This window comes from Humibacter ginsenosidimutans, from assembly GCF_007859675.1.
GTDB lineage: Bacteria > Actinomycetota > Actinomycetes > Actinomycetales > Microbacteriaceae > Humibacter > Humibacter ginsenosidimutans.
The window spans coordinates 1,967,885-1,993,475 of sequence record NZ_CP042305.1; the positions used below are offsets into that span (position 1 = coordinate 1,967,885).

At 69.7% G+C, this 25,591-nt stretch carries 21 protein-coding genes and 2 pseudogenes; 11 read left to right on the forward strand and 12 right to left on the reverse strand.

From position 1 onward, the window contains the following. Nucleotides 1-66: 66 nt before the first annotated feature. The 5 genes from guaA to FPZ11_RS09095 all read right to left on the reverse strand — a co-directional run bounded on the left by guaA (nt 67) and on the right by FPZ11_RS09095 (nt 5,188). On the reverse strand, nt 67-1,647 hold the full coding sequence (gene guaA / locus FPZ11_RS09075; protein ID WP_146320210.1) for a glutamine-hydrolyzing GMP synthase: 1,581 nt from the start codon (nt 1,645-1,647) through the stop codon (nt 67-69). 25 nt (nt 1,648-1,672) lie between these two features. Then, the gene (locus FPZ11_RS09080; protein ID WP_246846607.1) at nt 1,673-2,113 is read right to left on the reverse strand and encodes a DUF3817 domain-containing protein; all 441 of its coding nucleotides are present in this window, start codon (nt 2,111-2,113) and stop codon (nt 1,673-1,675) included. A 102-nt stretch (nt 2,114-2,215) separates the two neighbouring features. Continuing rightward, a complete protein-coding gene (locus FPZ11_RS09085; protein WP_168203776.1) occupies nt 2,216-3,169 on the reverse strand; it encodes an SURF1 family cytochrome oxidase biogenesis protein in 954 nt (317 codons plus the stop codon). A gap of 82 nt (nt 3,170-3,251) precedes the next feature. Continuing rightward, complete coding sequence (locus FPZ11_RS09090) at nt 3,252-4,655, reverse strand: cation:proton antiporter (protein WP_437438628.1); 1,404 nt, start codon at nt 4,653-4,655, stop codon at nt 3,252-3,254. Between the two features lie 2 nt (nt 4,656-4,657). After that, nucleotides 4,658-5,188: a cation:proton antiporter regulatory subunit gene (locus FPZ11_RS09095; RefSeq protein WP_146320214.1), complete on the reverse strand. Its 531-nt coding sequence runs from the start codon at nt 5,186-5,188 to the stop codon at nt 4,658-4,660. 353 nt (nt 5,189-5,541) lie between these two features. Here FPZ11_RS09095 and FPZ11_RS09100 point away from each other — a divergent pair, with 353 nt between their 5' ends. Further along, nucleotides 5,542-6,507, forward strand: coding sequence for a hypothetical protein (locus FPZ11_RS09100; RefSeq protein WP_146320217.1), 966 nt, complete (start codon nt 5,542-5,544; stop codon nt 6,505-6,507). 142 nt (nt 6,508-6,649) lie between these two features. On the opposite strand, the gene FPZ11_RS09105 is transcribed toward FPZ11_RS09100, so the two are convergent. The 3 genes from FPZ11_RS09105 to FPZ11_RS09115 all read right to left on the reverse strand — a co-directional run bounded on the left by FPZ11_RS09105 (nt 6,650) and on the right by FPZ11_RS09115 (nt 10,168). Further along, nucleotides 6,650-8,371, reverse strand: coding sequence for a glycerol-3-phosphate dehydrogenase/oxidase (locus FPZ11_RS09105; RefSeq protein ID WP_210415999.1), 1,722 nt, complete (start codon nt 8,369-8,371; stop codon nt 6,650-6,652). A gap of 96 nt (nt 8,372-8,467) precedes the next feature. Then, complete coding sequence (locus FPZ11_RS09110) at nt 8,468-9,586, reverse strand: GuaB3 family IMP dehydrogenase-related protein (RefSeq protein ID WP_146322801.1); 1,119 nt, start codon at nt 9,584-9,586, stop codon at nt 8,468-8,470. 288 nt (nt 9,587-9,874) lie between these two features. Next, nucleotides 9,875-10,168 (reverse strand): DUF2277 domain-containing protein, encoded by a 294-nt coding sequence (locus FPZ11_RS09115; RefSeq protein WP_146320219.1) that lies wholly within the window; start codon nt 10,166-10,168, stop codon nt 9,875-9,877. A 135-nt stretch (nt 10,169-10,303) separates the two neighbouring features. Between FPZ11_RS09115 and FPZ11_RS09120 the strand changes: the two genes are divergently transcribed. Both FPZ11_RS09120 and FPZ11_RS09125 read left to right on the forward strand, forming a co-directional pair. Then, nucleotides 10,304-11,458 (forward strand): MalY/PatB family protein, encoded by a 1,155-nt coding sequence (locus FPZ11_RS09120; protein WP_210416000.1) that lies wholly within the window; start codon nt 10,304-10,306, stop codon nt 11,456-11,458. A 13-nt stretch (nt 11,459-11,471) separates the two neighbouring features. Continuing rightward, the gene (locus FPZ11_RS09125; protein ID WP_146320223.1) at nt 11,472-13,109 is read left to right on the forward strand and encodes an FUSC family protein; all 1,638 of its coding nucleotides are present in this window, start codon (nt 11,472-11,474) and stop codon (nt 13,107-13,109) included. A 36-nt stretch (nt 13,110-13,145) separates the two neighbouring features. Here the strand turns inward: FPZ11_RS09125 and FPZ11_RS09130 are convergent, their stop codons facing one another. Next, on the reverse strand, nt 13,146-13,526 hold the full coding sequence (locus tag FPZ11_RS09130; protein ID WP_246846608.1) for a DJ-1/PfpI family protein: 381 nt from the start codon (nt 13,524-13,526) through the stop codon (nt 13,146-13,148). A 31-nt stretch (nt 13,527-13,557) separates the two neighbouring features. After that, nucleotides 13,558-13,716, reverse strand: a pseudogene (locus FPZ11_RS19785) (DJ-1/PfpI family protein); the annotation flags it as partial. A 164-nt stretch (nt 13,717-13,880) separates the two neighbouring features. Here FPZ11_RS19785 and FPZ11_RS09135 point away from each other — a divergent pair. From FPZ11_RS09135 to FPZ11_RS09145, 3 genes are read left to right on the forward strand one after another with little or no spacing between them, the layout of a single operon-like run. Continuing rightward, complete coding sequence (locus FPZ11_RS09135) at nt 13,881-14,669, forward strand: IclR family transcriptional regulator (RefSeq protein ID WP_146320225.1); 789 nt, start codon at nt 13,881-13,883, stop codon at nt 14,667-14,669. Between the two features lie 42 nt (nt 14,670-14,711). Continuing rightward, a complete protein-coding gene (locus tag FPZ11_RS09140; RefSeq protein WP_146320227.1) occupies nt 14,712-15,140 on the forward strand; it encodes a DUF1707 SHOCT-like domain-containing protein in 429 nt (142 codons plus the stop codon). Then, entirely contained in the window at nt 15,134-15,643 is a 510-nt protein-coding gene (locus tag FPZ11_RS09145) for an Lrp/AsnC family transcriptional regulator (protein ID WP_246846609.1), read from the forward strand. Before FPZ11_RS09140 ends, FPZ11_RS09145 begins: the two co-directional genes overlap by 7 nt. A gap of 16 nt (nt 15,644-15,659) precedes the next feature. Here FPZ11_RS09145 and FPZ11_RS09150 read toward each other — a convergent pair whose 3' ends face one another. Further along, entirely contained in the window at nt 15,660-16,244 is a 585-nt protein-coding gene (locus FPZ11_RS09150) for a YceI family protein (protein ID WP_146320229.1), read from the reverse strand. A 303-nt stretch (nt 16,245-16,547) separates the two neighbouring features. Between FPZ11_RS09150 and pdhA the strand changes: the two genes are divergently transcribed. Genes pdhA through FPZ11_RS09165 form a run of 3 tightly spaced genes read left to right on the forward strand, consistent with a single transcriptional unit; the run spans nt 16,548 to nt 20,079 of the window. Beyond that, on the forward strand, nt 16,548-17,693 hold the full coding sequence (pdhA, locus tag FPZ11_RS09155) for a pyruvate dehydrogenase (acetyl-transferring) E1 component subunit alpha (protein WP_146320231.1): 1,146 nt from the start codon (nt 16,548-16,550) through the stop codon (nt 17,691-17,693). After that, the gene (locus tag FPZ11_RS09160; protein WP_146320233.1) at nt 17,690-18,712 is read left to right on the forward strand and encodes an alpha-ketoacid dehydrogenase subunit beta; all 1,023 of its coding nucleotides are present in this window, start codon (nt 17,690-17,692) and stop codon (nt 18,710-18,712) included. The genes pdhA and FPZ11_RS09160 overlap by 4 nt, the downstream gene beginning before the upstream one ends. Further along, nucleotides 18,712-20,079 (forward strand): dihydrolipoamide acetyltransferase family protein, encoded by a 1,368-nt coding sequence (locus tag FPZ11_RS09165; protein ID WP_146320235.1) that lies wholly within the window; start codon nt 18,712-18,714, stop codon nt 20,077-20,079. Before FPZ11_RS09160 ends, FPZ11_RS09165 begins: the two co-directional genes overlap by 1 nt. Before the next feature lie 345 nt (nt 20,080-20,424). Here FPZ11_RS09165 and FPZ11_RS20295 read toward each other — a convergent pair. Further along, nucleotides 20,425-21,345, reverse strand: a pseudogene (locus tag FPZ11_RS20295) (YoaK family protein); the annotation flags it as partial. On the opposite strand from FPZ11_RS20295, the gene FPZ11_RS09175 reads away from it, so the two are divergent. After that, entirely contained in the window at nt 21,308-22,606 is a 1,299-nt protein-coding gene (locus FPZ11_RS09175) for an alpha/beta hydrolase (protein WP_146320237.1), read from the forward strand. The pseudogene FPZ11_RS20295 and the gene FPZ11_RS09175 sit on opposite strands and share 38 nt — an antisense overlap. A gap of 178 nt (nt 22,607-22,784) precedes the next feature. Further along, nucleotides 22,785-25,430 carry a DUF2156 domain-containing protein gene (locus tag FPZ11_RS09180; RefSeq protein WP_246846610.1) on the forward strand — a complete coding sequence of 882 codons (2,646 nt, stop codon included), beginning with the start codon at nt 22,785-22,787 and terminating at the stop codon, nt 25,428-25,430. Nucleotides 25,431-25,591 lie beyond the last annotated feature (161 nt).

Genomic DNA, 25,591 nt, shown 5'->3' on the forward strand with positions numbered 1-25,591 from the left:
CACTCGACCGCTTCGCGCCCGAGTGCCACCCTGCACCTCCTGCGAGCGGGAGTGCCGCCGCCCGCGTCACTCCCACTCGATGGTCGCCGGGGGCTTCGACGTCACGTCGAGCACTACGCGGTTCACACCCTCGACCTCATTGGTGATGCGGTTGGAGATGCGGGCCAACACGTCGTAGGGCAAGCGGGTCCAGTCGGCGGTCATGGCATCCTCGCTCGACACGGGACGCAGCACGATCGGATGTCCGTACGTGCGTCCGTCGCCCTGCACGCCCACCGAGCGCACGTCGGCCAGCAGCACGACGGGGCACTGCCAGATCTCGCCGTCGAGGCCGGCCGCGGTGAGCTCGTGGCGTGCGATGGCATCCGCCTTGCGCAGCAGCTCGAGACGTTCGCGCGTGACCTCGCCGATGATGCGGATGCCGAGGCCCGGTCCGGGGAACGGCTGACGCGAGACGATGACCTCGGGCAGACCCAGCTCGCGGCCCACCGCGCGCACCTCGTCTTTGAACAGTGTGCGCAGCGGTTCGACGAGCTCGAAATTGAGGTCTTCCGGGAGGCCGCCGACGTTGTGGTGGCTCTTGATGTTCGCGGTGCCCGTGCCGCCGCCCGACTCCACCACGTCGGGGTAGAGCGTGCCCTGCACGAGGAAGCGGATCGGGTCGCCGTCGGCCGCGGCCTCGGCGACGAGGTCGGCCTGGGCGCGCTCGAACGTGCGGATGAACTCGCGCCCGATGATCTTGCGCTTCTCTTCCGGATCGGTCACACCGGCCAAGGCGGAGAGGAACACGTCGGATGCGTCGACGGTGACGAGCCGCACGCCCGTGGAGGCGACGTAGTCCTGCTCGACCTGCTCGCGCTCATCCTGGCGCAGCAGTCCGTGGTCGACGAACACACAGGTCAGCTGGTCACCGACCGCCTTGTGCACGAGCGCCGCGGCGACCGCGGAGTCGACGCCCCCGGAGAGGCCGCAGATGACGCGGCCGGTGCCCACCTGGGCCCGGATGGCCGTGACCTGCTGCTCGATGACGTTCTCGCTGTTCCAGTCGGCGGGGATGCCGGCCGCACGGTGCAAAAAGTTCTCCAGCACGGCCTGTCCGTAGGCGGAGTGCTTCACCTCCGGGTGCCACTGCACGCCGTACAGCTTGCGCTCGTCGCTGGCGAACGCCGCGACAGGCGTCGACGACGTCGAAGCGAGCACGTCGAAGCCCTCCGGCGCCTGCGTCACCGAGTCGCCGTGGCTCATCCACGCCGTCTGGTCTGCCGGCTGTTCCGCGAGCAGGGTGCCGGCATCCGTGACCCGTACGTCGGTCGAGCCGTACTCGCGCGCACCCGTCTTCGACACCACGCCGCCGAGCGCGTTCGCCATCACCTGGAAGCCGTAGCAGATCCCCAGCGTGGGCACTCCGAGGTCGAAGATGGCCGGGTCGAAGCTCGGCGCGCCCTCCTCGTACACACTCGACGGGCCGCCCGAGAGCACGATGCCCGCCGGCTGCTTGGCTGCGACCTCGGCCGCCGTGATGGTGTGCGGCACGATCTCGGAGTACACGGATGCCTCGCGCACCCGCCGCGCGATCAGTTGCGCGTACTGCGCCCCGAAGTCGACGACGAGCACGGGGTGCTCGCCGGCGTTCGCTGCGGCGTCGATGGGCGTCTCGGGGGTGCGCTGCTCGCTAATGGGATGCCTCCACCTTGGGCTCGGTTGACGGAACGGGGTTCTCGGCGAGGAACTTCCTCACCTGCTTGGTGATGAAGTGCTCGACGATGAACGACATGAAGGGCACGACGCCGCCGAGGGCGATTTGCAGGAACTTCGTGAACGACATGCGCATCAGCGACCACAGCCTGAAGTCGGCGATGAGGTAGAGCACGTACAGCCAGCCGTGCGCGATGAGAATGCCGGTCGAGACATCGAATCCCGCCTGGCTCGATGCCGCGTCGCCGGTGTACGGCACGAGCGCGACCACCGGCTGCCCCGGCGCGAACGCGTAGACGGAATACCCGACGCCGTATTTGAGGATCATCTCCGCCACGAGCAGCAGCAGCATGATTCCGGTGATGTAGGCGGTGACCTGATAGAACCTGAGCGCGCCGGGGATCTTGGGGATGTCCACCGTGCGCGGCCGGGCCGAATTCGCTGATCGGAGCTGCTCGATCGTGCGCTGAAGAAGGCTTCCGCCGTCCTCGTTCTGGGGGAGTTCGGCATGAGGATCAGTCTAATTGGGCTCGTGTGACGAGTTGCTGGGTGCGGATGGCTCTGCCTCTGCTTCTGCTTCTGCCGCCGAAGGCACGGAGGCGTCCGCTCCGGGTGCGACGCGCTCCGCGGCGTCCCTGGCGGGTGCGATGTCGTCGGCCGGTGCGGCACCTTCGGCAGGCGCGGCCCCCGACCATGCGGCGAGCGCGGCCTCGTACTCGGCCTCGGCGTCTTCGCGCTGCTTCTCCCAGGCATCCTTCACGACCCGATACCAGAGGAAGATCGCGAAGCCGGCGAAGAGCGCCCACTCCGCCGCGTAGAAGATGTTCAGCCAGTTGACGGTGGTCTGCTCGACCGGTGGGGGCGAGTAGATCGGCTGCAGACCGGCGGGCACCGCACCGTGCTCCACGAGGTAGGAGCTGTAGATGTCGGAATCGCCGATGCCGTGCCAGCGATTGACGAGCGAGGCGACCGACATCTCCTTCATGAGGAACGGGTCGGGTCCGGCGGCGGGTGCCGCGGGCGCCTCGGAGGGCAGCAGCCGTCCGACGAGCGTGACCGCCTGGGGTGTCTGCGCCTTCAGCCGGGCGATGGCCGCCTCGGCCCGCTCCTCGGTCGGCGCCCAGCCGCGGGCCACGGCGAGCTGAGCTGTGCGACCCTTCACATCCGGGTCGGAGGGCGTGAACCGAGCGATGACCCAATACCCGGCGGCACCGTTGTTGAGCCGGTCGGCGAGCATCCCGTAGTCCTGTGGCGCGAACGTGCCGCGCGTGTGCACGAGCTGACCCTCGCCGTCGGTGGTGGGAGCCGAGTTCACCCTGCCCACCGAGTTCAACGGCAGCACGTGCTCCGTCGAGTGCTCCACGACGTGACCGGACTCGACGGCGCGTTCGAGCTGCCACTGACCGAGCCAGGCGAAGCCGGCCGCGACGACGAGAGCGAGCAGCAGTGCCGCGATCCACTTGGGGCGCACCATCGTGCGACCCAGCGACTCGGTCTTCGGCAGCGCGGGTCTGGTGTCGGCGCTGCCCGGCGCCTGCGGGGTGTGCGTGGAGATGTCAGTTCTGCTTTCGTGAGTCGTCTGCGCCTGCCTGCCGCATCGCCTCTTCGACGACGCGATCGACCGCCTCGCGGCTCGGCTCGTCTTGCGGATCGCCCTCGTCGGACTGCTGTCCGCTGGTGACGGCATCCACGAGGCCGATCTCCTCGTCGAGCACGGGGTTGCGCCCCTTCTTCGAAGGGCGGCGACGCGGCCTGATCAGTGCAGCACCGATCCTTTCAGAATTGGCTGTGAGCACGGGCCCGAGGATGGCCATGATCAGCACGTAGAGACCGGCGAACGGCTCGAGCTTCTGGTTGAGCCCGGCGGCCAGCGAGAGTGTGGCGAGGATCAGCGTGAACTCGCCACGGTTCATCAGCACGGCGGCGATGTTGATGCCGTCGCGGGCATCCAACCGGTTGAAGAGCGCGATCAGCTCGCCGGAGATCACGTTGAGCACCACGGTGAGCACGACGGCGATGATGACGAGCCACGCCACGCTGCCGAACTCGGCGATGTTGAGCGCGAGCCCGAAGTTCAAGAAGAAGAAGGCGGCGAACACGTCGCGCAGCGGGATCGAGATGCGCTCGATCTTGCCCGAGAAGCGGGTGGCGCCCAGCACGAGGCCGATCAGGAACGCGCCGATGGCATCCGTGACCCCGATCAGCTCGCCGAGGCCGGCGAACAGCAGCGCCAGACCGAAGAACAGAATGGTGAACAGCTCGTCGTCACGGGTGCGGAAGAGCGCGGAGAACAGGCGTGCGCCCCAGCGCGCCACCGCGAACATCACGACCAGGAACACGGCGGCTATGGAGAGTTGCAGCACGACGGGCCAGAACTCGGTCTTGCCGCTGAGCACCACGGAGACGATCGCCAGATAGATGGCGATGAAGACGTCGCCGATGACCGTCGCGCCGAGGATGGCAGGGGTCTCGTTGTTGGCCAGCCTGCCCAGCTCGATGAGCATCTTGGTGATGATGGCGCTCGAGGATGTTCCCACCATGCCCGCGATGATCAGCGCCTCGCGGGTTCCCCAGCCGACCAGTTCGCCGAACAGGAAGCCCATCCCCATGTTCAGCACGATGTAGGTGCCGCCGGAGATGAGCAGACGGCCGGCGTTGCCGAAGAACTCGTCCTGGTCGAACTCCAGCCCCAGGTTGAACAGCAGCAGGATCAGACCGAAGATGGCGATCAGCTCGATGTCGCCTGAGTCGAAGTTGAGCGGGAAGAAGCCCGTGTGCGGGCTCGCCAGCAGCCCGACGAGCATGTAGATCGGGATGGCGGGAAGCTTGACCAGCTTGCCCAAGCGGCCGAGACCGTATGCGATCACGAACAGTGCGCCGAGCACCATCAGGTCGGTGGCCACGGAGTCGCTGGCCCCGGCGGAGCGGGTGAAGAACAGGGTGGGGACGGCGGCGACCACGCTCACACTCCGGGCGGCGCGTCAGCAAGGGCGGGCTTGGCCACCTCTCCGGTGCGGAAGTATGTGAACGCCTTGGCGACCTTCTCCGGCGAGCCCGCGACGACGAGCGTGTCGCCGGGGAACACCTTGAAATCGGCGGCAGGCGCCGGGTTCGTGGAGTCGCCGCGCACGACGGCGACCACGGTGAGGCCGACCATGCCGACCTCGGCGGGGCTGCCGAGGCGCTGGCCCGCGATGTAGTCCTCGTAGTCGACCGTGAACCAGTCGATCGACAGGCCCGGAATCTGGTCGAGCGCCGTCAGCGACTCGGTGATCTGGGTGCCGCCGAGCAGTTCGGCGAGCGTGTGAGCCTCGTCGTCGCTGAGCCGCAACGACACCTTGGTGACCTTCGCCGTGTCTTCGTCGTCGGAGAACGTGATGAGGTCGGAGTGCCCTGATCTGTGCGCGATGACACCGACCTTGCCGCCGTCTTCCGTGACGAAAGTGTGCAGCACCCCCACACCGGGAAGCTTCACCCGTCGTACATCAACCATCGCCAAGGACTCCCCTGATTCGCGCGTCATTCCAGTGTAGTCAGCGGTCCGCGCGGGGTTCCCGGGCGGCGCTCCGCCCTGGGTGAACGGGCGCTGGCGGCCTCGCGCCGCGGCTGGGCGCCGCTCCGCCGACGGTGCGCGCAATTGCGCCAGGTATCGGCATTCGCGCCACGTTTTCTGGCGCGATACGCAAATCCTGGCGCACTAGAGGATGCCTCGTCCATCGAGCTGCGGCACGATGACCAAGTCAGCGGGCACCGCACTCGTCCTCCACACGACACCGTGTACGGCGGTAGTGCACATTTCGGACCTCGGCTCGGCGAACGACCGACTCATCGTCGAAGAATGCCGCGGTGACCGACGCCCAGCGAACCGAACCCGAACAGGCGCTCGTCCTCGCCCGCGACCTCCGTGCGCTGGGCCGATACGACTCTCAACGCGCGGTCCGCGGTGCACACGAGCTCACGTCGCTGAGATGGGGCGCGTACGCAACGGCATCCGATCTCGCACACCTGAAACCTGCGGAGACGTACATGCTCCAGGTGCTCGCAGCGGCGGCGATGCGCAAGGCCCCCGTGGTGACCGGTGTGTCGGCCGGCGTTCTCTGCGGTCTTCCACTGGTGGGCTGGAATCCGCCGATGGTCTTTCTGATGGGCACAGGGACGAGCGGGCGCCGTCGGAACGGGGTGGTCGAGGTGCCTCGGTGGCGCTCGGCCACTGTCCTCGACGGAACACCGAGCATGACTGCACTTCCCGACACCCTGATCGAAGTCTGCAGAACGGCGCCGTTCCTGACGGCGCTCAACATGGTCGATCAGGCGCTGCTCATCGATCGATTCGGGTCGCGGCCCCCGATGACGACCCCCGCCGAATTGGCGGACGCGTTCCAGCGCCGCATGCCGTTCCGCGGATCTGCCCGAGTGCGCACCGTGCTCGACTTCAGCGACACCCACGCGGAAAGCGTCTTCGAGACGCTCAGTCGCACGACGATCGCCGAAGAGGGATTCCCGACGCCAGTCACACAGATCGAGGTGATCTTGCCCGACGGCACCGCGGTCTACAGCGATTTCGGCTGGCCGGAGTATCGCGTCCTGGGTGAAGCCGATGGATGGGGCAAGTACGTGAACCCGCGATACCCGTCCGCGGGATCGCTCGAGGAACGTGTTCGAGCGGAGAAGGCACGAGACAATGCACTCCGTCGCGTCGAGTGGATGCCCGCGCACTGGGAATGGAACGACGCCTGGAATCGGAGCCCTCTGACGGCGTGCCTCCAGGATGCCGGTCTTCCGATCGTGCGACGGCGAATGCGGCTGAGGTAGCCCGCTGATGCGGCCACGTATGGGCAGACATCCGTGGGTACTGCGCCAAGTCTCGGCTCTTGCGCCACGTTTGCTGGCGCAAGAGCCGAAATCTGGCGCAACTACGCGCAGGCATCGACGCCCCGGCACCGAAGAGGCGGCCTCAGCCGATGTCGGGAGCCTCCAGGCGCACGCGGTCGGCGGAGGCGTCGTCGGGCTGCTCCTGCGAGGCGCGCTCCGCGGCGACGCGGCGCAGGTAATACGCGATCTCGCGCTCGACGCGCTCGGCGTCCCAGCCGAGCTCCTCGCCCATCAAGCGTGCAGCAACCGGGGCCGCGGAGACTCCACGATCCCAGGCCTCGATCGAGATGCGGGTGCGACGGGCGAGCACATCGTCCACGTGCAGCGCACCCTCGTGCGACGCCGCGTAGACGACCTCGGCGGCCACATAGTCGTCTGCGCCGGGCAGCGGCTCGGCCAGTTCCGGCCGCTCGGCGATGAGGTCGAGCACTTCCTGGGCCAGAGTGCCGTAGCGGCCCAGCAGGTGCTCGACGCGGCTGACGTGGATGCCTGCCCTCCGCGCGATCCGCGCCCGCCGGTTCCACGCGGCCCGGTATCCGTTGGCGCCGACGAGCGGCAACTCGGCGGTGGCGGATGCCGGCACCTTGCCGTCGAGGGCGCTCGCGGCCGCGTCGATGGCATCCTTCGCCATCACCCGATAGGTGGTCCACTTGCCGCCGGCGATCACCACCAGGCCGGGCACCGCGTGCGCCACGATGTGCTCGCGGGAGAGCTTCGACGTCTGATCGGACTCCCCCGCCAGCAGCGGACGCAGACCCGCGTAGACGCCCTCCACGTCTTCTCTGGTGAGCGGAACACCGAGCACGGCGTTGACGTGCTCGAGCAGGTAGTCGATGTCGGCCGCCGTGGCCGCAGGGTGCGACTTGGAGAGGTGCCAGTCGGTGTCGGTGGTGCCGATGAGCCAGTGCCTGCCCCACGGGATGACGAACAGCACGCTCTTCTCGGTGCGCAGCAGCAGGCCGGAGGCGGACTGGAACCTGTCGCGCGGCACCACGAGATGGATGCCCTTCGACGCCCGCACCTTGAACTGGCCGCGTTCGCCCACCATCGACTGGGTGTCGTCGGTCCACACGCCGGTGGCGTTGACGACCTGCTTCGCCCGGATCTCGAACAGCTCATCGGTCTCGCGGTCGCGCGCCCGCACGCCCACGACACGCTCGCCGACCTTGAGGAATCCCTCGACGCGCACCCGGTTCGCGACGTGCGCGCCGTAGTGCGCCGCAGTGCGGGCCACGGATGCCGTGTACCTGGCGTCGTCCACCTGCGCGTCGTAATACGTGATCCCGCCGACGTAGGAATCGGCAGCGAGCGACGGCGACAGCTTGCGCACCTGGTTGCGCGTGAGGTGCCTGTGGTGCGGCACGCCAGGCGGGCGCAGGCCCGTGTAGCTGAAGAGGTCGTAGAGCAGCATGCCGCTGCCGACGTAGAACCGCTCGATCACGCGGCGCTTGAGCGGGTAGAGGAACCGCACCGGCTTCACCAGGTGCGGCGCGAGCTGCTGCAGCAGCAGGCCGCGTTCGATGAGCGCCTCGCGCACGAGCCTGAAATCGAGCTGCTCCAGGTAGCGGATGCCGCCGTGCACGAGCTTCGACGAGCGGCTGGAGGTGCCGGATGCCCAGTCCCTCTGCTCGACGAGACCGACGGTGAGGCCGCGCGTGACGGCATCCAGTGCCGACCCGGTGCCCACGATGCCGCCGCCGATGACGAGCACGTCGAGCTCGTCTGCCTGCATCGCGGCGATGGCCGCCGCACGCTCGGCTGGGCCCAGCTTGGCCGAGCGTTCGATGGATTCGGACGCGCTCATGGACGGGACCTCCTGGCGAGAGACGGGCGTTCGTGGTGCTGTGCTGTGGTCGCTTTCGGCCGACGTTCCGGTGGTTCTGCCGCCCACTCCGTCGGGCTAGTGGCCCTGGTAGGGAGCGACGACGACCTCGACCCGCTGGAACTCCTTGAGGTCGGAGTATCCGGTGGTGGCCATCGACCGCTTGAGCGCCCCGACGAGGTTGGCGGTGCCGTCGGCCACGCCGGCCGGGCCGTAGAGGATCTCCTCGAGCGTGCCGGTCTGGCCGACCTGCACGCGGTGCCCTCGCGGCAGCTGCGGGTGGTGCGCCTCGGCACCCCAGTGCCAGCCGCGACCAGGGGCGTCGGTGGCGCGAGCCAGCGTCGTGCCGAGCATGACGGCATCCGCTCCGCACGCGATGGCCTTGACGATGTCGCCGGAGGAGCCGAGGCCGCCGTCGGCGATGACGTGCACGTAGCGGCCGCCCGACTCGTCGAGGTAGTCGCGGCGAGCGCCCGCGACGTCGGCCACCGCGGTGGCCATGGGCGCGTGGATGCCCAGGGTCGTGCGGGTCGTCGACGCCGCGCCTCCCCCGAATCCCACGAGCACGCCTGCGGCCCCCGTGCGCATGAGGTGCAGGGCCGCCGTGTAGGTCGCTGCGCCGCCCACGATGACGGGCACGTCGAGCTCGTAGATGAACTTCTTGAGGTTGAGCGGCTCGAGGTGCTTGGAGACGTGCTCGGCGGAGACGGTCGTGCCACGGATGACGAACAGGTCGACGCCGGCATCCACCACCGTCTGGTAGAACTCCTGGGTGCGCTGCGGCGAGAGCGATCCGGCGACCGTGACACCGCCTTCGCGGATCTGGGCGAGCCGGTCGCGGATGAGCTCGGCCTTGATCGGCTCGGCGTAGATCTGCTGCATGCGTGCCGTGGCCCGATCGGCGGGAAGCGAGCGGATCTCCTCGAGCAGGGGCTCGGGATCCTCGTATCTCGCCCAGACTCCCTCGAGGTCGAGCACACCGAGTCCGCCGAGCTGGCCGATCATGACGGCCGTGGCCGGTGAGACCACGGAGTCCATCGGAGCGGCGAGGAACGGCACCTCGAAGGTGTACGCGTCGATCGACCACGAGACCGAGACGTTCTCCGGATCGCGCGTGCGCCTGCTCGGCACGACGGCGACATCGTCGAACGAGTACACCCGCCTCGCCCGCTTGGCCCTGCCGATTTCGATGTCCATGCTCACCCGTCAAGCCTAGGGTGTGTCTGACGTTTCGAGGCTGGTTGCGACCTGCTCACCGGCCCTCGGACTGCCAGACGCATCCGGGTACGTGCTGCGCGAGATCGCCGTGCCGCGACGAACGAGTCCCCGGGTGCGCACACCCGAAGCGGACGAGCACACACGAAGTGAGCGCGCGCAGCGTGCGGCTTCGGACGTTCCGTGTTGGTTCGCACGCTCAGTGTCGGTTCGCACGCTCAGTGTCGGTTCGCACGACACGCGGAGGCTCGCCCGCTCGGTGCGGTCGCGTCAGGACGCCGCCTCGGCCGGCGTGCCGTAGCGACCGGAGCGAATGGCCCGCGCCCGCGCCTTCGCCGCCTCCTCCTCGCGGTTCTTGGGCGGAGTCGTGGCGACGAGGTCGTCGAGAAGGTGCTGCGTGATGTGCGCGATCTCGTGCACGGCGTGGTCGAAGGCATCCTGGTTCGCTTTCGACGGCTTCGTCGTTCCCGCGATCTTGCGCACGTACTGCAGCGCCGCGGCCTGCACTTCATCGGAGGTGGCTGCCGGCTCGAAGTTGTGGAGGGTGTGGATGTTGCGGCACATGCTGTCGACGCTAGCCCCGCCCGTCGGCGATCGCACGGGTCGCCGATCGACTTGATACCCCGTGCGGCGTCCTCCTCGACCAACGAGATCACGGTCGGCGCGGCCGTGACGGATGCCGGTGGCATGCTGGCAGTCATGGATCGCGTGCCAGCCCAGAGCCTCGAGACGCTTCGCACCCGCACGAGCGAGAAGTGGACGGCGTACCCGCCCGACGTGCTGCCGCTGTTCGTCGCGGAGTCGGACTTTCCGCTCGCCGCCCCCGTCGCATCCGCTCTGCACGCGGCCATCGAGCGCAGCGACACCGGTTACATCGGCGACGACCACGGCGCGACGACGACGTCGTTCGCCGAGTTCGCCCTGCGCCGTTGGGGGTGGGATGTCGACCCCGCGCGGGTGAGGACGACCACCGACGTCAGCGTGGTGATCGTGGAGGCGCTGCGCCGCATGATCTCCCCGGGAGACGGTGTCGTCATCACGCCGCCCGTGTACCCGCCGTTCTTCGAGCTCATCCCCGAGGCGGGCGGACGCGTCGTCGAGGCGCCGCTCGGCCGCACCGACGACGGCGGTCACGAGCTCGACCTCGACGCGATCGATGGCGCACTGGCATCCGGTGCCAAGGCCGTGCTGCTGTGCAACCCGCACAATCCGCTCGGGCTCGTGCACTCGCGCGAATCGCTCGTCGCGCTGAGCGAGATCGTGCAGCGACACGGCGCCGTGGTGCTCAGCGACGAGATCCATGCGCCGCTGACGCACAGCGACGCATCCTTCACCCCATACCTCACCGTGTCGGACGCCGCGCGCGAGCACGCCATCGCCGCGCACTCCGCGAGCAAGGCCTTCAACCTCGCGGGCCTCAAGTGCGCCCTCTTCGTCACAGCAGGCGATCGCATGACGCAGCTCGTGCGCGACCTGCCTGAGGAGGTCGAGGTGCGCACCAGCCTCTTCGGCCGCATCGCGACCACCGCCGCGTTCACACACGGCGATGCCTGGCTCGACGGGGTCATCTGCGCCATCGAAGACAACAGGCGTCTGCTCACGACGCTGCTGGCCGAGAGGATGCCGTCGGTCGGCTACCGCGAGCCCCGCGCCGGCTACCTCACCTGGCTCGACTTCAGCGCACTGGGCTGGGGCGACGATCCCGCCGCCATCGCACTGCAGAGCGCCAGGGTCGCCCTGAACAGCGGGCCCACGTTCGGCCGAGAGGGCGCGGGACACGTGCGACTCAACATCGGCTGTTCCGCCGAGGTGCTCACCGAGGCGATCGACCGCCTCGCGCACGCCGCCGGCTGAGCGGGCGGCGTCGTTGAGCGCGACCGGCGGCATCCGCTCGGCTTGGGCCGCCCTGGTTCGAAGCCTCGCCGATCCGGGCCTGCTTCGACTTCGCACCGCCTCTGTCACGTTCGTGACGGCGGTGCTCGCCGCGCTCGTCGCCTGCATTCCGGCCGTCACGCTCGGAGTCGGCGACTCGATCGTCGTGCTCGCGGTGATGCTGTCGATCAGCTTCACGGCCGAGCGGGCGGGAACGCGAACCGCGCACCGCGTGCTGTCGCTCGTGCTTCTCCCGATCGTCGGAGTGGCCGCCGGTGCCGTCGGACTGCTCATGGTGACCGTTCCGGTGGCAGGCGACGCGCTGTTCGTCGTCGTGCTCTCCGCCGCGATCTGGGTGCGCCGCTTCGGGGCCCTTGCCGCCCGCGTCGGCACTCTGATCGCGCTGCCGTTCATCGCCGTGCTCGTCGTGCCGGTGCCTTCACCGGTGGGATCCGGCCACGGCTTCGTGCCTTGGGCGGCGGCGATCGCTCTGGCGGTTGCACTGCTCGCGCTCGTGGTGCAGTGGATCGCGCGGGCCACGGGCATCCTGCCTGCATCACCGCAGTCGAACGACGCCGTCGCGCCGCCACGTCGACCCTCCCGGCTGCGTCCGATCGCGAGTTCCCGCATGGCCGTGCAGATGGCGATCACCCTGACCGGTGCGTTCGTGATCGGACACCTCGCGTTCGGCGAGCACTGGTTCTGGGCGGTGCTCACCGCGTACATCGTTGCGAGCGGCAACCGAGGGCGCGGCGACGTGCTGTTCAAGGGCGTGCACCGCACGATCGGTGCTCTCGGCGGAACCCTGCTGGCCGGCATCCTCTCGTTCGCGGCGCCGAGCGGGCCGATCACGGGGCCGGCCGCAGGGATGATCGTGGGCGCCATCGCGATCATCCTCGCTCTCGGCCTGTGGCTGCGCCCCGCCGGCTACGGCTGGTGGGCCGCAGCCATGACCGCGATGCTGTCGCTGTTCCACGAGTTGGACGGCACCGAGCCAGGGCCGGCGATGCTCATCAGGCTCGCCGCGATCGTGGTGGCGGGCGCCCTGGCAGTGGCGGTCGCCTGGTGGGTCCTCCCGGTGCGCACCGGCGACGCGCTGCGCGCCCGCACGTCCGCGGCACTGGCCGCGTTGAGCGAGTTGCTCGTGGCGTGCCTCCGCGAACCGGATGCCGTTGCCCGCTCCCGCGCCGCGTTCGGCGCGGCGCTCGGCGCGCTGCGCCAGCTCGGCCCCACGCTGCGACTGGAGCGCTCGGCACGGGTGCGCGGGAGGGACGGCGGCCACCGGGCAGACATCATCCCGGCGCTCGACGCGTGCTGGGCGAGCGCCGACGCCATCGCGGCCGGGGTGGAGCACGGGCATCCTCTGCCCCCAGCCTCGGCACGGGAGCTGGGAACGATCGCCCGGCGGGTCGGCGCGTGCCGGAGGATGCTCGGCGGCGGCCAGGCGCCCACGGCTGCGCCCCCGGTCGTGGCGAGCCCTGCCGTTACGGGCACGGCCGGCCCGCCCGCTCAGCTCGCCGACCTCGCCGCAGCCGTCGACGCTCTTCTTCCGCTCCTCGCGCTGATCGCCCGGCCCAGAGACCCGGACCCCGACGCGCAGCCACGACAGGACGACCCGGACCCGAGCGCCTGAGCGCCCGACATCCGGGTCGTCGTGATCGCGGCGATCTCAGGCCGCCGCGCGCGCCCCAGCAGCATCGAGCACCTCGAGGAACGCGCGCATCCACGGTCCATTGTCGGGCCACGCCCGTGCCGTCACGAGCTGTCCGTCGACCACGGCCGCGCCGTTCTCGAAGACGCCGCCCGCGGTCTCCACGTCGACGGCGAGCTCCGGGTACGCCGACGACGTGCGCCCGTTCAGCACGCCGGACGCCGCGAGCAGCAGTGGTCCGTGGCACGTCGCGGCGACCGGCCTGTCCTTCTCGAAGAAGTACTGCACGATGCGCTGCGCGTCTTTGTTGTTGCGGATGTACTCGGGCGCACGTCCGCCTGGCACGACGATGGCCACGTAGTCGGACGGGTCGAGCGTCGGCGAACGCGATGTCGGCATCCCAGGTGTGGCCGGGCTTCTCCGTGTAGGTGTCGAAGCCGTCGACGAAGTCGTGCACCACGAACTGCAGCTTGCGCTTCTCGGGCGCGGCGATGTGCACCTCGTAACCCGCCTCCTGCAGGCGCTGGTAGGGGTAGAAGACCTCGAGCGTCTCCGCGGCGTCTCCCGTGAGAATGAGGATCTTGGACATCGGTACCTCCCTGTACTCGAGCGACTCGTGCCTGTAGACGACCGAGTCGCCGGTGAACGATTCGTCTCCAGGGTGAGCTGCCTGCCCCGCGACGTCACCGTCCGATTACCGCCAGGTGAGAATCGGTCCCGCCATCGACCGCGCGCACGCCTACGGTGGGACCCATGACGACGCAGTCGCGGCCTACGCGAGGTGCCGAAGCGGATGCCGGCATCCGCTCGGCAGCGCGGGCCCTGCAGGCGCTCCGCGCGATCGGCGCCTCTCCCAGCGGCCTCACCGCGGCGGAGATCGCCGCCGAGCTCGGGCTGGGACAGGCGACGACGTACCGCCTGCTGTCGACGCTCCACGACGGCGACTACATCGGCAGGCAGCCGGGCGAGCACCGGTACATCCTGGGCCGTGCCGTCGACGAGCTCGGACGCGCCGTGCAGTCCCAGCTGGTCGTCACGCCCGAGGTGCGCGCCGCCCTGCGCGGTGTGCACGACAGTGCAGAGGCGCCCACCTATCTGACGGTGTTCCGCGGAGACGACATCGCGGTCGCACACATCGAGGACTCGCTGCGACATCCCCAGATCACCCAGCTGCACGTCGGCTTCTCCGAGGCGTCGCATCTCACCGCGTTCGGCAAGCTCATGCTCGCCTCGCGCGACGAGGCCCAGCTCGCCCGCTACCTGGAACGGCACGGACTGCGCGCGCTCACCCATGACAGCGTCACGGATGCCGCGAGCCTGCGCGAGCAGCTCGACGAGGTGCGGGCCCAGCAGATCGCCGTCGAGCTGGAGGAGTATCTGCCGAAGCTGGCCTGCATCGCGGCTCCGGTGCGCAACGCGACGGGCAGGCTTGTCGGCGCCGTCTCGGTCTCCGTGCAGGCGAAGGACTTCAACGCACGCGCGTACCAGCTGGAGCGCGCCGTGCGCCGCGGCGCCTGGCAGGTGTCCGCCGTCATCGGCTGATCGGGTCTGGCATCCGGGGCGCCGAGACGGCATGGTGGAGACATGGCCGACTACGCGAACCCCCTCCGCCCGCACGAACGGCTCGGCGACCGCGATCGTCAAGAAGCGATCACCCGGTTGGCGAGCGCCCGCGACGAGGGCAGGATCACCGCCCAGGAGTTCGAGCAGCGTTCCGAGGCAGCTCGTTCGGCGGTGACCTGGAGCGACCTGGTGCCGCTCTTCGACGATCTGCCCCGACCCCAAGCGGCCGCGGCGCCGACGGAGGACTGGAGCAGGCACTCGCGTGCCCTCGGCGGCGCGTGGGGTGCCACCGTGATGGCGTTCATGCCGTTCATCGCGCTCGGCCTGTTCTTCATCTCGGGCTTCGTCTGGGACGGCTGGGCGTGGGGCTGGCTGTTCTTCCTGCTCATCCCGATCGCCGGCATCATCATCTACGGCCCCGGCTCGGAGGATCGCCGCCGCAGGTGGTGAGCTCGATTCACGTGGACAAGGTCGACCGGGCGATCATCGCGCAGCTGAGTGCGGACTCTCGGCTCTCGGTTCGCGCACTCGCCGAACGCGTGCACATCTCCCGTACGGCCGCCGCCAACCGGCTGCAGCGGCTCATCTCCTCCGGCGTGATCACCGGCTTCGGCGCGCGCGTCGACCGCAAGGCGATCGGGTTGCACGTGACCGCGCTCGTGATCGTCAAGGTCGAGCGTCAGCCGGGGTGGCAGGATGTCGCGCACGCCCTCGCGGCCCTGCCATTCGTCGAATCGGTGCAGGCGGTCAGCGGCGACCTCGATTTCGTCGTGACGGTGAGCGCACCCGACCACGAACACCTCAGCGATGTGATCATGCGGCAACTGCATGCGGTGCCCGGCGTGGCATCCACGCGCTCCTACATCGTGCTGGAGTCGTGGGACGGCACGGCGCCCGGCATCGCCATGGGCACCTGGGATTCAGGAGCCGCGAGGGACGTCGGGGACGCGTAGTTCGAGGGGGCCTCGCTCAGGCCGCGTCTTCGGTGTTCGCCTCGGCGTCGGCCTGACGCTTGATGGCCGAGATCTCGAACTCGAGGGTGATCTTCTCGGAGACGAGCCAGCCGCCCTGGTCGAGTGCCATGTTCCACTCGAGACCGAACTCGCGGCGATCGATGCGGCGAGTGCCCTCGAATCCGGCACGGAGCGCGCCGAACGCGTCGACCTGCGCACCGGTGAACTCGATCGGGATGGTGAGCGGCTTGGTGACGTCGCGGATCGTGAGGTCGCCGGAGACGACGAGCGCGTTCTCGCCGACCTCTTCGATGCGCGTGCTGCGGAAAACGATGTCCGGCCACTTCTCCGCGTCGAAGAAGTCGGCGCTGCGCAGGTGATCGTCGCGCTGGCCGTTGCGGGTGTCGACGCTCGCCACCTTGAGCACGACCTCCGCGCTGGATTTCTCCGGCTCGTCGAAGTCGGCGTGCAGGCTGCCCGTCACCTCGTTGAAGGCGCCACGAACGTTCGCCACCATGGCGTGCTTGGCCGAGAAGCCGATGCGGGTGTGAGCGGGATCGAGGTCCCAGTCGCCGCCCAGGTCGGGTCCGTTGTCGGTCATGATCTCCCTATCGGTCGTCGCATGAACTCCCACAGTCTCTCATCCGCGGGATGATCGAATGCCCAGAGCGCCCGCGACGTCGACCACGGCGATGCGCTCGGCTCCCCTGGAAGGCTACCCCGCGAACGGGGGCCAACCACAAGGGTCGACCCGCATCGGCTGCCCGCGTTCCTGGTGGACGAATGGCATTGTTCGCGGGTTGCGACGTGGCCGATCGGCACGGAGCACGGCCGATGCGTGCCGTCTGCATCGACCTGAGCGGGTGCCCGTGCTCCGGCCGCGCGCACCACGCACCATGGCGGTGTGAGTGACCACGATGTCGCGCGGCCCGGCGCGGAGCCGATCCGACTCATCGACGAGCGCGGAGACGCCGCACCGCTTCAGCGTGCGCCGGGGTTCGCGATGCCGGATGCTGGCATCCTGCTCGATCTCTACCGCCGCATGGTGCTGGCGAGACGCTTCGATGTGCAGGTGAGCGCGCTGACCCGCCAAGGTCGACTGGCGACCTACCCGAGCGCGCTCGGCCAGGAGGCGTGCGAGATCGCCGCGGCCGCAGCGCTGGCCGATGGAGACTGGCTCTTTCCGACCTACCGGGATTCCATCGCCCTGCTCGCCAGAGGGGTGCGGCCGGTGGAGATCCTGTCGTTCTTCCGAGGCGACTGGCACTCCGGGTTCGATCCCGCGTCGTACTGCATCGCCCCGCAGACGACGCCGCTGGCGACGCAGGCGCTGCACGCCGTGGGCTTCGCGATGGCGGCGAAGCTGCGCGGCGAGACGACGGCGACGCTCACGTTCCTCGGCGACGGCGCTACGAGCGAGGGCGACGCACACGAGGCGTTCAACTTCGCGGGCGTCTGGCAGACGCCGACGGTGTTCGTCGTCCAGAACAACGGCTACGCGATCAGCGTGCCGTTCGCCAGGCAGTCTCGCGCGCGCACGCTCGCCGACAAGGCGATCGGCTACGGCATGCCAGGACACTTCGTGGACGGCAATGACGTGGCCGCCATGTACGCCGTGATCGCGGATGCCCTCGAGCGGGCTCGCGCGGGCGGCGGCCCGACCATGATCGAGGGTCTCACGTACCGCATGGAGGCTCACACCAACTCGGACGACCCGAGCAGGTACCGCGCCGACGAGGAGGTCGAGCGGTGGCGGGCTGCGGACCCGATCGCGCGACTCGAGGCGTATCTGGTGACCGACGGCATCCTCACGCCCGAGCTGCAGGGCGAGATCGGCCACGAGGCCGAGCGGCTCGCGGCCTCCACCCGCGACGCGATGAACGAGGCGCCGCACCTCGACCCGCTCGAGCTCTTCGATCACGTGTACGCGACTCCACGGGCGGCGCTGGCGGAGCAACGCGGGTTTCTCGCGGACGAGCTCGCGGCATCGCACGCACCACAGGCATCCACAGCGGGGGCATCCACGGCAGACGAAGGGCGCACGGCATGACGATCATCCATCACACTGATGCCCCTGCGGAGGCGACCGGAGAGGCGCCGACGACGCTGACCTTGGCGGGCGCACTCGGCAGGGCGATCGGCGATGCGCTGGCCGAGGACCCGAGCGTCGTCGTCTTCGGCGAGGACGTGGGACCCCTGGGCGGCGTGTTCCGGGTGACGGACGGCCTGAACGCCCGGTTCGGCGACGAACGGGTCTGGGACTCGCCGCTGGCGGAGGCCGGCATCGTCGGCACGGCCATCGGCATGGCGATGAACGGCATGCGGCCGGTCGTCGAGCTGCAGTTCGACGCGTTCAGCTACCCGGCGTTCGAGCAGATCACGTCGCATCTGGCCAAGATGCGTAACCGCACCAGGGGCGCGGTGCAGCTGCCGATCGTGATCCGCATTCCGTACGCGGGCGGCATCGGCGGCGTCGAGCACCACTCCGACTCGTCGGAGGCCTACTGGACGCACACCCCGGGCCTCACGGTCGTCACGCCGTCGAATCCGATCGACGCCTACTGGATGCTCCGTCAGGCCATCGCGAGCGACGATCCGGTGATCTTCCTCGAGCCGAAGAGCCGGTACTGGACGAAGGATGCCGTGCCCCTCGACCACGCGCCGGCCCCGCTCGATCGCGCCCGCGTCATCCGCACCGGCACCGACGTCACGCTCATGGCCTACGGCCCCACGGTGAAGACGGCGCTGGATGCCGCCGCGCTCGCCGAGCTCGAGGACCTCTCGATCGAGGTCATCGACCTGCGCACGCTGTCGCCATTCGACGACGCGACGGTGAACGCCTCGGTGCGGAAGACGTCGCGGGCCGCGATCATCCACGAGGCGGCGCAGTTCGGCGGCTACGGCGCCGAGGTCGCCGCGCGGGTCACGGAGCGCAATTTCTTCCATCTCGCCGCCCCCCTGCTGCGCATCGCCGGATTCGACGTGCCCTACCCGTCGCCGAAGCTCGAGGAGTTCTACCTGCCCACCGCGGAACGCGTGCTGAACGCACTCGACACCTGGGAGTGGTGATGGGCGACGAGCGCGCGCGCTTTCTGCTGCCGGACCTCGGCGAGGGACTGACCGAGGCGACCATCGTGGGCTGGCTGGTCTCGCCCGGCGATGTCGTCGCGGTCGACCAGCCGGTGGTGGAGGTGGAGTCGGCGAAGTCGATCGTGCAGCTGCCGTCGCCGTACGCCGGACGCGTGCAGTCGCTGGACGCCGCCGTCGCCGACGTGGTGCAGAAGGATGCTCCGCTGCTCACGATCGACACCGCGGCGGCGGACGTCGGCACGACCGTCCCGACGGGCGACGTCAGCGCGGTGGGCGCGACGACCGAAGGTGCCGACGTGGTGCCTGGCACCGCTCTGCGGGCCGACGGGGAGGCATCCGGTGCCGTGCTCGTCGGCTATGGACTCACGGCATCGACCCGCACGTTCCTCACGCCGCCCGCCGGACGCTTCGGCCGCGGCAGACGTCACACCGGCGTCACGACGCGGTCCCCCGTCGTGTCCCCGATCGTGCGCAAGCTCGCGCACGACCACGGCTTCGATGCCGCGGAGCTGCGCGGCAGCGGGCGGGGCTCGCTCGTCGTGCGCGACGACGTGGAGGCGGAGATCGCGGCGCGTTCCGCCCGCGACGCCGCGTCGTCCACGGCGGGCGCGGAGGCGCCGCGCGGAGCCGCGCGCCGGACTTCTGGGGCGGATGCGGCGGCATCCGACGTGCACATCCCCATCGTCGGTGTGCGCAAGGCCGTCGCCGACCACCTCACACAGTCGCGCCGGACCGTGCCCGACGCGACCATCTGGATGGACGTCGACGCCACCGAGCTCGTGCGCGCGAAGCGTCGGCTGGAGGCGACGACGGGCGAACGGTACAGCGTGACGGCCCTCGTCGCGCGGTTCGTCGTCGCGGGGCTCGAGCGCTTCCCCGTGCTGAACTCGTCGGTCGACGAGACTGCGGGCGAGATCGTGCAGCACGCATCGATCAACCTCGGGCTGGCCGCCCAGACGGGGCGCGGGCTGATGGTCCCCGTGGTGCACGATGCACAGGCGCTGTCGCTCGCACGGCTTCGGGATGCCGTCGCCGACCTCGTCTCCCACGCTGAGCGCGCCGACTATCCGCCGTCCGCTCTCGCGGGCGGCACGTTCACCCTGAACAACTACGGAGCCCTCGGCGTCGACGGCTCGTCGCCCATCATCAACTCGCCCGAGGTCGCGATGCTGGGCCTCGGCAGGCTGATGGAACGGCCGTGGGTGGTCGACGGCGAGCTCGCGGTGCGCACGGTCGCGACGCTGTCGCTCGTGTTCGACCACCGGGTGTGCGACGGTGACGTGGCATCCGGGTTCCTCACGTTCGTCGCCCGATGCGTTCAGGAGCCGCTGATCGCCTTCGTCTGACGCGTCCGGTCGCCGTGCCGCGGTCCACACACCACGTGGGCACCCCGGTGCTCGCCGCCCGCTTCGCACACCGGCACAGACCGTGCGCGAGGTGCGAGCGCTCGACGAGCTGTCGCGCGGCCGATTCGAACTCGGCTCGTGCCCCTCGTCGCCGCGCTCAGCGGCCTGTGGCTCACGATCGGTCGTGCGGCTCGCGTCGGTGCACGCCCCGGCTCCGGGCCGCGGCCTCGGAAGTGGGCGCCGGCGACGGGTGCCGCGGCGGTTCCCGAGGAGAAAGGCCGCGAGTGCGGCGCACTCGAGCCCCGCGGCCCCCCACAGCGCTGCGCCGGTGGTCGCTGTGGCGGCTCCGGCGGCCGCGCCGGCGACGAACCCGAGAACGATCAGCGCCGCGATGGCGAGCTCGTGCAGGGTGGCGGCGGATCGCCTCCGCCAGGCGTTCGCCGTGGCGTCGACGAGCCGCATCAGGTTGCCGGTGGTGGCGATGCTCACGAACCCGACGCCCGCAGCCCCACGGAACAGCTGAAGTCGAATGCCGCCGATCACGGACAAGGGGATCACGAAGGCCGCGCTGGGTGCGTCGGCCGGCAACGACGCGAGCCCCGCGAAGACGATGATCTGGCCGACGAAGACAGCCGCCATCGCTCGACACGGCAACTCCGGGGCGAAGCCTCGCAGAACGTGCGCTATGGCCAGGCCGCCCAGGTAGGCGAGCAGCGGCCATACATACGGAAGGCCGGACTGCCCATGCACGATGGCGACGGCGAGGAAGACGACGTTGCCGGTCTGCGCGAACGCGAAGACACCGTGGCAGAGGAACATGAAGGCGTCGACGCACCCGCTCACGGCCGTCATGAGCACCGCCCCGGCAACCCCTACGTCGCCGACTGCGGCCGGCGCGGCGGGTCCCGTCGCAACAATCACAGGGGCCGCGCTCTCCGCTCCGTCTGTCGTGATCATGCTCATCGGTGTCGGCTCTCCTCTCGTTGACGGGCCGGCGCCTTCTGCGCGTTCGCGACGACGACCGGCCCGCCTGTCTCTTCTCAGGATGCGAGCGCCTGGCTTCCGCACCGATCCGCCGATCGGTGGACCGGCTGGTGGACGCCACGATCCACCTGCCCGTCCGCCCGCCGGCCGATGAGCCCGAGAACACGCGTGACGAGGCTGAATTGCAGGCCCCGATCGGGCCGTCAATCGCTCGGCGGGCATCCGCCGGAAAGGTCGGTCACCCATGCTCGCCTGGCTCCTGCATCTGAAGATCCAGGACATCTCCTTCCTCGCCACCGTCGCCGGCCTCACCGTCGTCGCGGTGCTCGCGCTGATCCTGCGCAGGCCCACCAAGCGCTGGATGCTCACCGCCTCGATCGGGGTGACAAGCGGCGCGGGCGTCGGCTACCTGCTCGCCTGGCTGGTCGGCGACGTGTGGAACCTCTTCGGCGCCCAGCTGTCGACCTCCGAGACCCTCTGGGTCGCGCTGGTGTTCTCCGGCCTCGGGCTCGCCATCGTGAGCACGTGGCGTTCGCAATGGTGGCGCAAGCTGGTCGCCCTGGTCGCAGTGCCGCTCGTGATCGTGACGGGGTGCGCCTTCGTGAACGCCGACGTCGGCTACTACACCGACGTGAGCGATGCGCTCGGCATGCAGCAGTATCAGGGCGGTGCACTCGGCCACGAGCACGGGGACCCCCTGCACGGCACCATTCCCGTCGTCGACACGACGACCTGGACACCACCCGCCGACTTGCCGAAGGCCGGCGAGGTGCTCTCTGTGGCGATTCCCGGCACGGTCTCCCACTTCGCCGCCCGCGACGCGGTGGTTTATCTGCCCCCGGCGGCCCGGGTCGCCGATCCGCCGGCGCTTCCGGTGATCATCGCCCTGTCCGGCCAGCCCGGCTCACCGAGCGACTGGTTCGCGTCCGGGCACATCGCCCAGGTCATGGATGCCTACGCCGCCGCCCATAAGGGCATCGCGCCGATCGTCGTGTCGCCCGACCAGCTCGGGCCGACGGCATCCAACACCATGTGCGTGAACTCGCCGCTCGGCAACTCGGCGACCTACGTCACCACCGACGTGGTCGACTGGGTCACCAGTCACCTCTACGTCGCGACCGACCGCGATGCGTGGTCGCTGTTCGGCTTCTCGCAGGGAGCGACCTGCTCGTCGCAGTTCCTCACCGGTGACCCGGCTCGTTTCGGGTCGATGCTCGCCGTGTCGAGCGAGATCGGTCCCGAGAACGGGCCCGACACCGTGGCGCAGGCATTCGACGGCTCGCAGGCCGAATACGCCGCCGCCATGCCCATCGCGAAGATGCACGCCCACGGAAGGTACCGCGACACGCTCGCCGTCTTCGCGGTCGGCTCAGAAGACAGCAGGTACGTCGGCTGGGACGAGCAACTGCACGCCGCCGCTCAACGTGAAGGCATGAACACGCAGCTGTATGTCTCGCCGGGTACCGGGCACGACTGGTTCACCGTCGCCTACGGGGTGCAGAAGGGGATGCCCGCCGTGCTCGCCCACATGGGACTCGGCTGACACCGGCCCCGGTATGCGCGGGCGTCGCCCGATCGGTGGAGGGGATCATCCCCCGGTTCATCCGATCAGGCGACGCCCGAGAAGCCTCAGCTCGCCGAGGCTGGATTCAGACGGCGGAACTGCTGGTCAGCGATCCGCTCGAACATCACTCGTCACCACAAGAAGGATCAGACCCGTCATGACCACCGCACTCGTCTCGGCGTCGGAGCCCACTGTCGCCGGTACCGGCACCGCGGGATCCCCCGCTGTGCCCGGCGCCTCGACCGCCTCGACGCCCCGCGACGCTGCTCGCGCAGTGATCGGCGCGGTCCGCAGCGCCTCAACACGCGTCGGCCGCGTCGCGCGGAGCTTTCCGGTCACCCTGACCGTGATGACGGTGTTCGCGGTCGCCGAGCTCATCGCCGCCGCGCTCCCCGGGCCGCTGCTCGACGCCCTCTCGTGGGCGGGCACCGGAGTCGGTCCACTCGCCGACGGGCACTGGTGGACGCCTGTCACGTCGCTGTTCTTCGCCGATTCCCCGCTGCAGTTCATCTTCGCCCTGGCAGCAACCGGCGTTCTCGTCGGCGCTGCAGAGCGGCTCATGGGTGGCGCGCGCACGGCGCTGGCGTTCGCGGCGACCGGGGTGACGGGCATCCTCGCCGGGATCGGGCTCCAGTGGTTGGGCCTCGTCGCCGGTGTTCCTTGGGTGCAGAGCACCGAACATCTGATGGCCGTCACCCCGTTCACCGGAGCGCTCGGCGCCCTCGCCGCAGCGAGCGCATTCGCCGGTGTGCTCTGGCGCCGCCGGATCCGATTGATGTCGCTTCTCGTTGTCGGGGTGTTCGTGCTGTACGCCGGGCAGCCCACCGACCTCTACCGCGTGCTTGCCGTGCTCGCCGGGACCGCGATGGGCGAGCTGCTCGTGCGCCTCACCGATCAGGAACGCCCCATCGCCAGCTGGACTCGCAGCTCGAACCGCGAGGTGCGCGTGCTGCTCGCGTCCGTGGTGGCAGCGGTCGGCGCGGGGCCTGTCGTTGCTCTGCTCTCACACGGACGATTCGGCCTGCTTGCGCCCTTCGCCGAGCTTTTCGCGACTCCGGCCACAACGCCCGCTTGTGCGACCGGCGTCGTCAGCACCCATTGCCTGTCGGCGTTCTCGATGTCGCCGATCGCCGGCGGTGCCGCGGTCGTCTTCTCGCTGCTGCCGCTGGGCGTGCTGCTCGTCACCGCCTATGGACTGGTCTTCGGAAGCCGCTTCGCGCTGGTGATCGCCACCGTGGTCAACGTCGTGCTGGCCTTCTGTGCCGCGATCTCGTTCGGCCTCGTCTCGTCCCTCCTCGACTCGGGCATGGGGCCTCTGACCGGTGCCCGCGGGTTACACGTCGCAACGGGGCTCGTGATCGCCGCCATCGTGCCGCTCTGCGTGGCGGTCGCCCTCGTGCTGGCCCGCCGCAGGTTCACGGTGATGCCGTCGCGGCGCTCCGTACAACGCTTCGCGGTGATCGTGACGGTCACGGGAGCGGCTCTGGCGGGGCTCTGCCTGGCGGTGTCGTGGCTCGGCGACGCCGCAGTGCTCGCGGCCGCCACCCCGTTTCAGGTGACCGTCGACATCGTCTCGCGATTCCTTCCGTTGCGTGCGGCGGTCGCGCTGCACACAGCCGGCGAGCCGTTCGCCGTCTGGCTGGTGCTGCACGCAGTCGGGCCGCTGTTCTGGGCCGTCGTGCTCGTGGCAGCTCTTCCGCCGATGCTCACGATGACGGCCGGATCCCGCGCCGGCGACGCCCGCGCGGCACAGCGGCTCGTGCGACGCGGAGGTGACGCGCTCGCATACATGACCACCTGGACCGGCAACCGCTACTGGTTCGACGACGCCGACATCGATGCGGCGGCAGACGCGCACCCCGACGCCGACGACCGCACCCCGCGGACCGCCGTCGCCTACCGCGTGATCAACGGCATCGCGATCACCACGGGTGGCCCGCTCGGGACGCCCACGTGCCACGAGGCCACGCTGCGACGGTTCGCCCGGTTCTGCGACGACCACGGCTGGGTGCCGGTGTTCTACAGCATCGACGGCGACCTGTCGCAGGCAGTGCAATCGATGGGGTGGCGGAGCATGGTCGTCGCCGAGGAGGCCGTGATCCTGCCGCAGCTCTGGAGCACGGCCGGCAAGAAGTGGCAAGACGTGCGGTCTTCGGCGAACCGGGCGCAGCGGGCCGGCATCCGCGCGGTCTGGACCCGCCACAGCGAACTGTCGCCTGCCCAGCAGACACAGCTGATGGAGATCTCCGATGAGTGGATATCGGGCAAGGACCTGCCCGAGATGGGCTTCACCCTCGGCGGGCTCGACGAACTGCGTGACCCGGAGGTCCGGCTGATGCTGGCCGTCGACGAGGGCGGACGCATCGAGGCGGTCACGAGCTGGATGCCGCGCTACCGCGACGACATGGTCGTGGGATGGACGCTCGACTTCATGCGGCGCCGCACCGACAGCATCAACGGCATCATGGAGTTCGTGATCGCCGCTTCGGCCGAGCAGATGCGCGACGACGGTGCGATCGAGATGAGCCTCTCTGGCGCCCCGCTGGCCCATGCCGGAGCCGGCGAGTCCCGTGGAGCGCTGGACGGCATCCTCGCCCGCCTCAGCACCACGCTCGAGCCGATGTACGGGTTCCGATCGTTGCTGCGGTTCAAGCGCAAGTTCCAGCCGGAGTTCCGGCCGATGCTGATGGCGTACCCCGATTCCGCGGCACTGCCGCGCATCGGCGTCGCAATCGCGCGCGCGTACGCTCCCGAGCTGTCGTGGGCGGATGCCGCCCGGTTCGCCCGGGGCGCCCGCGGCTGAGCGCGGCGTCACGGCGCCTTCGACTCGCCTCCGGCTCGCTCAGGGAGAAATCCCTCATGGGCCGGAGGCGATCTGCGTCGCCTCGGGCGGCGCGCCATGTCGAAGGGCACGAGTCGCCTCTGCGTCGCCGTCTTTCCGCGTCGTGATCTGACCAGGACGGC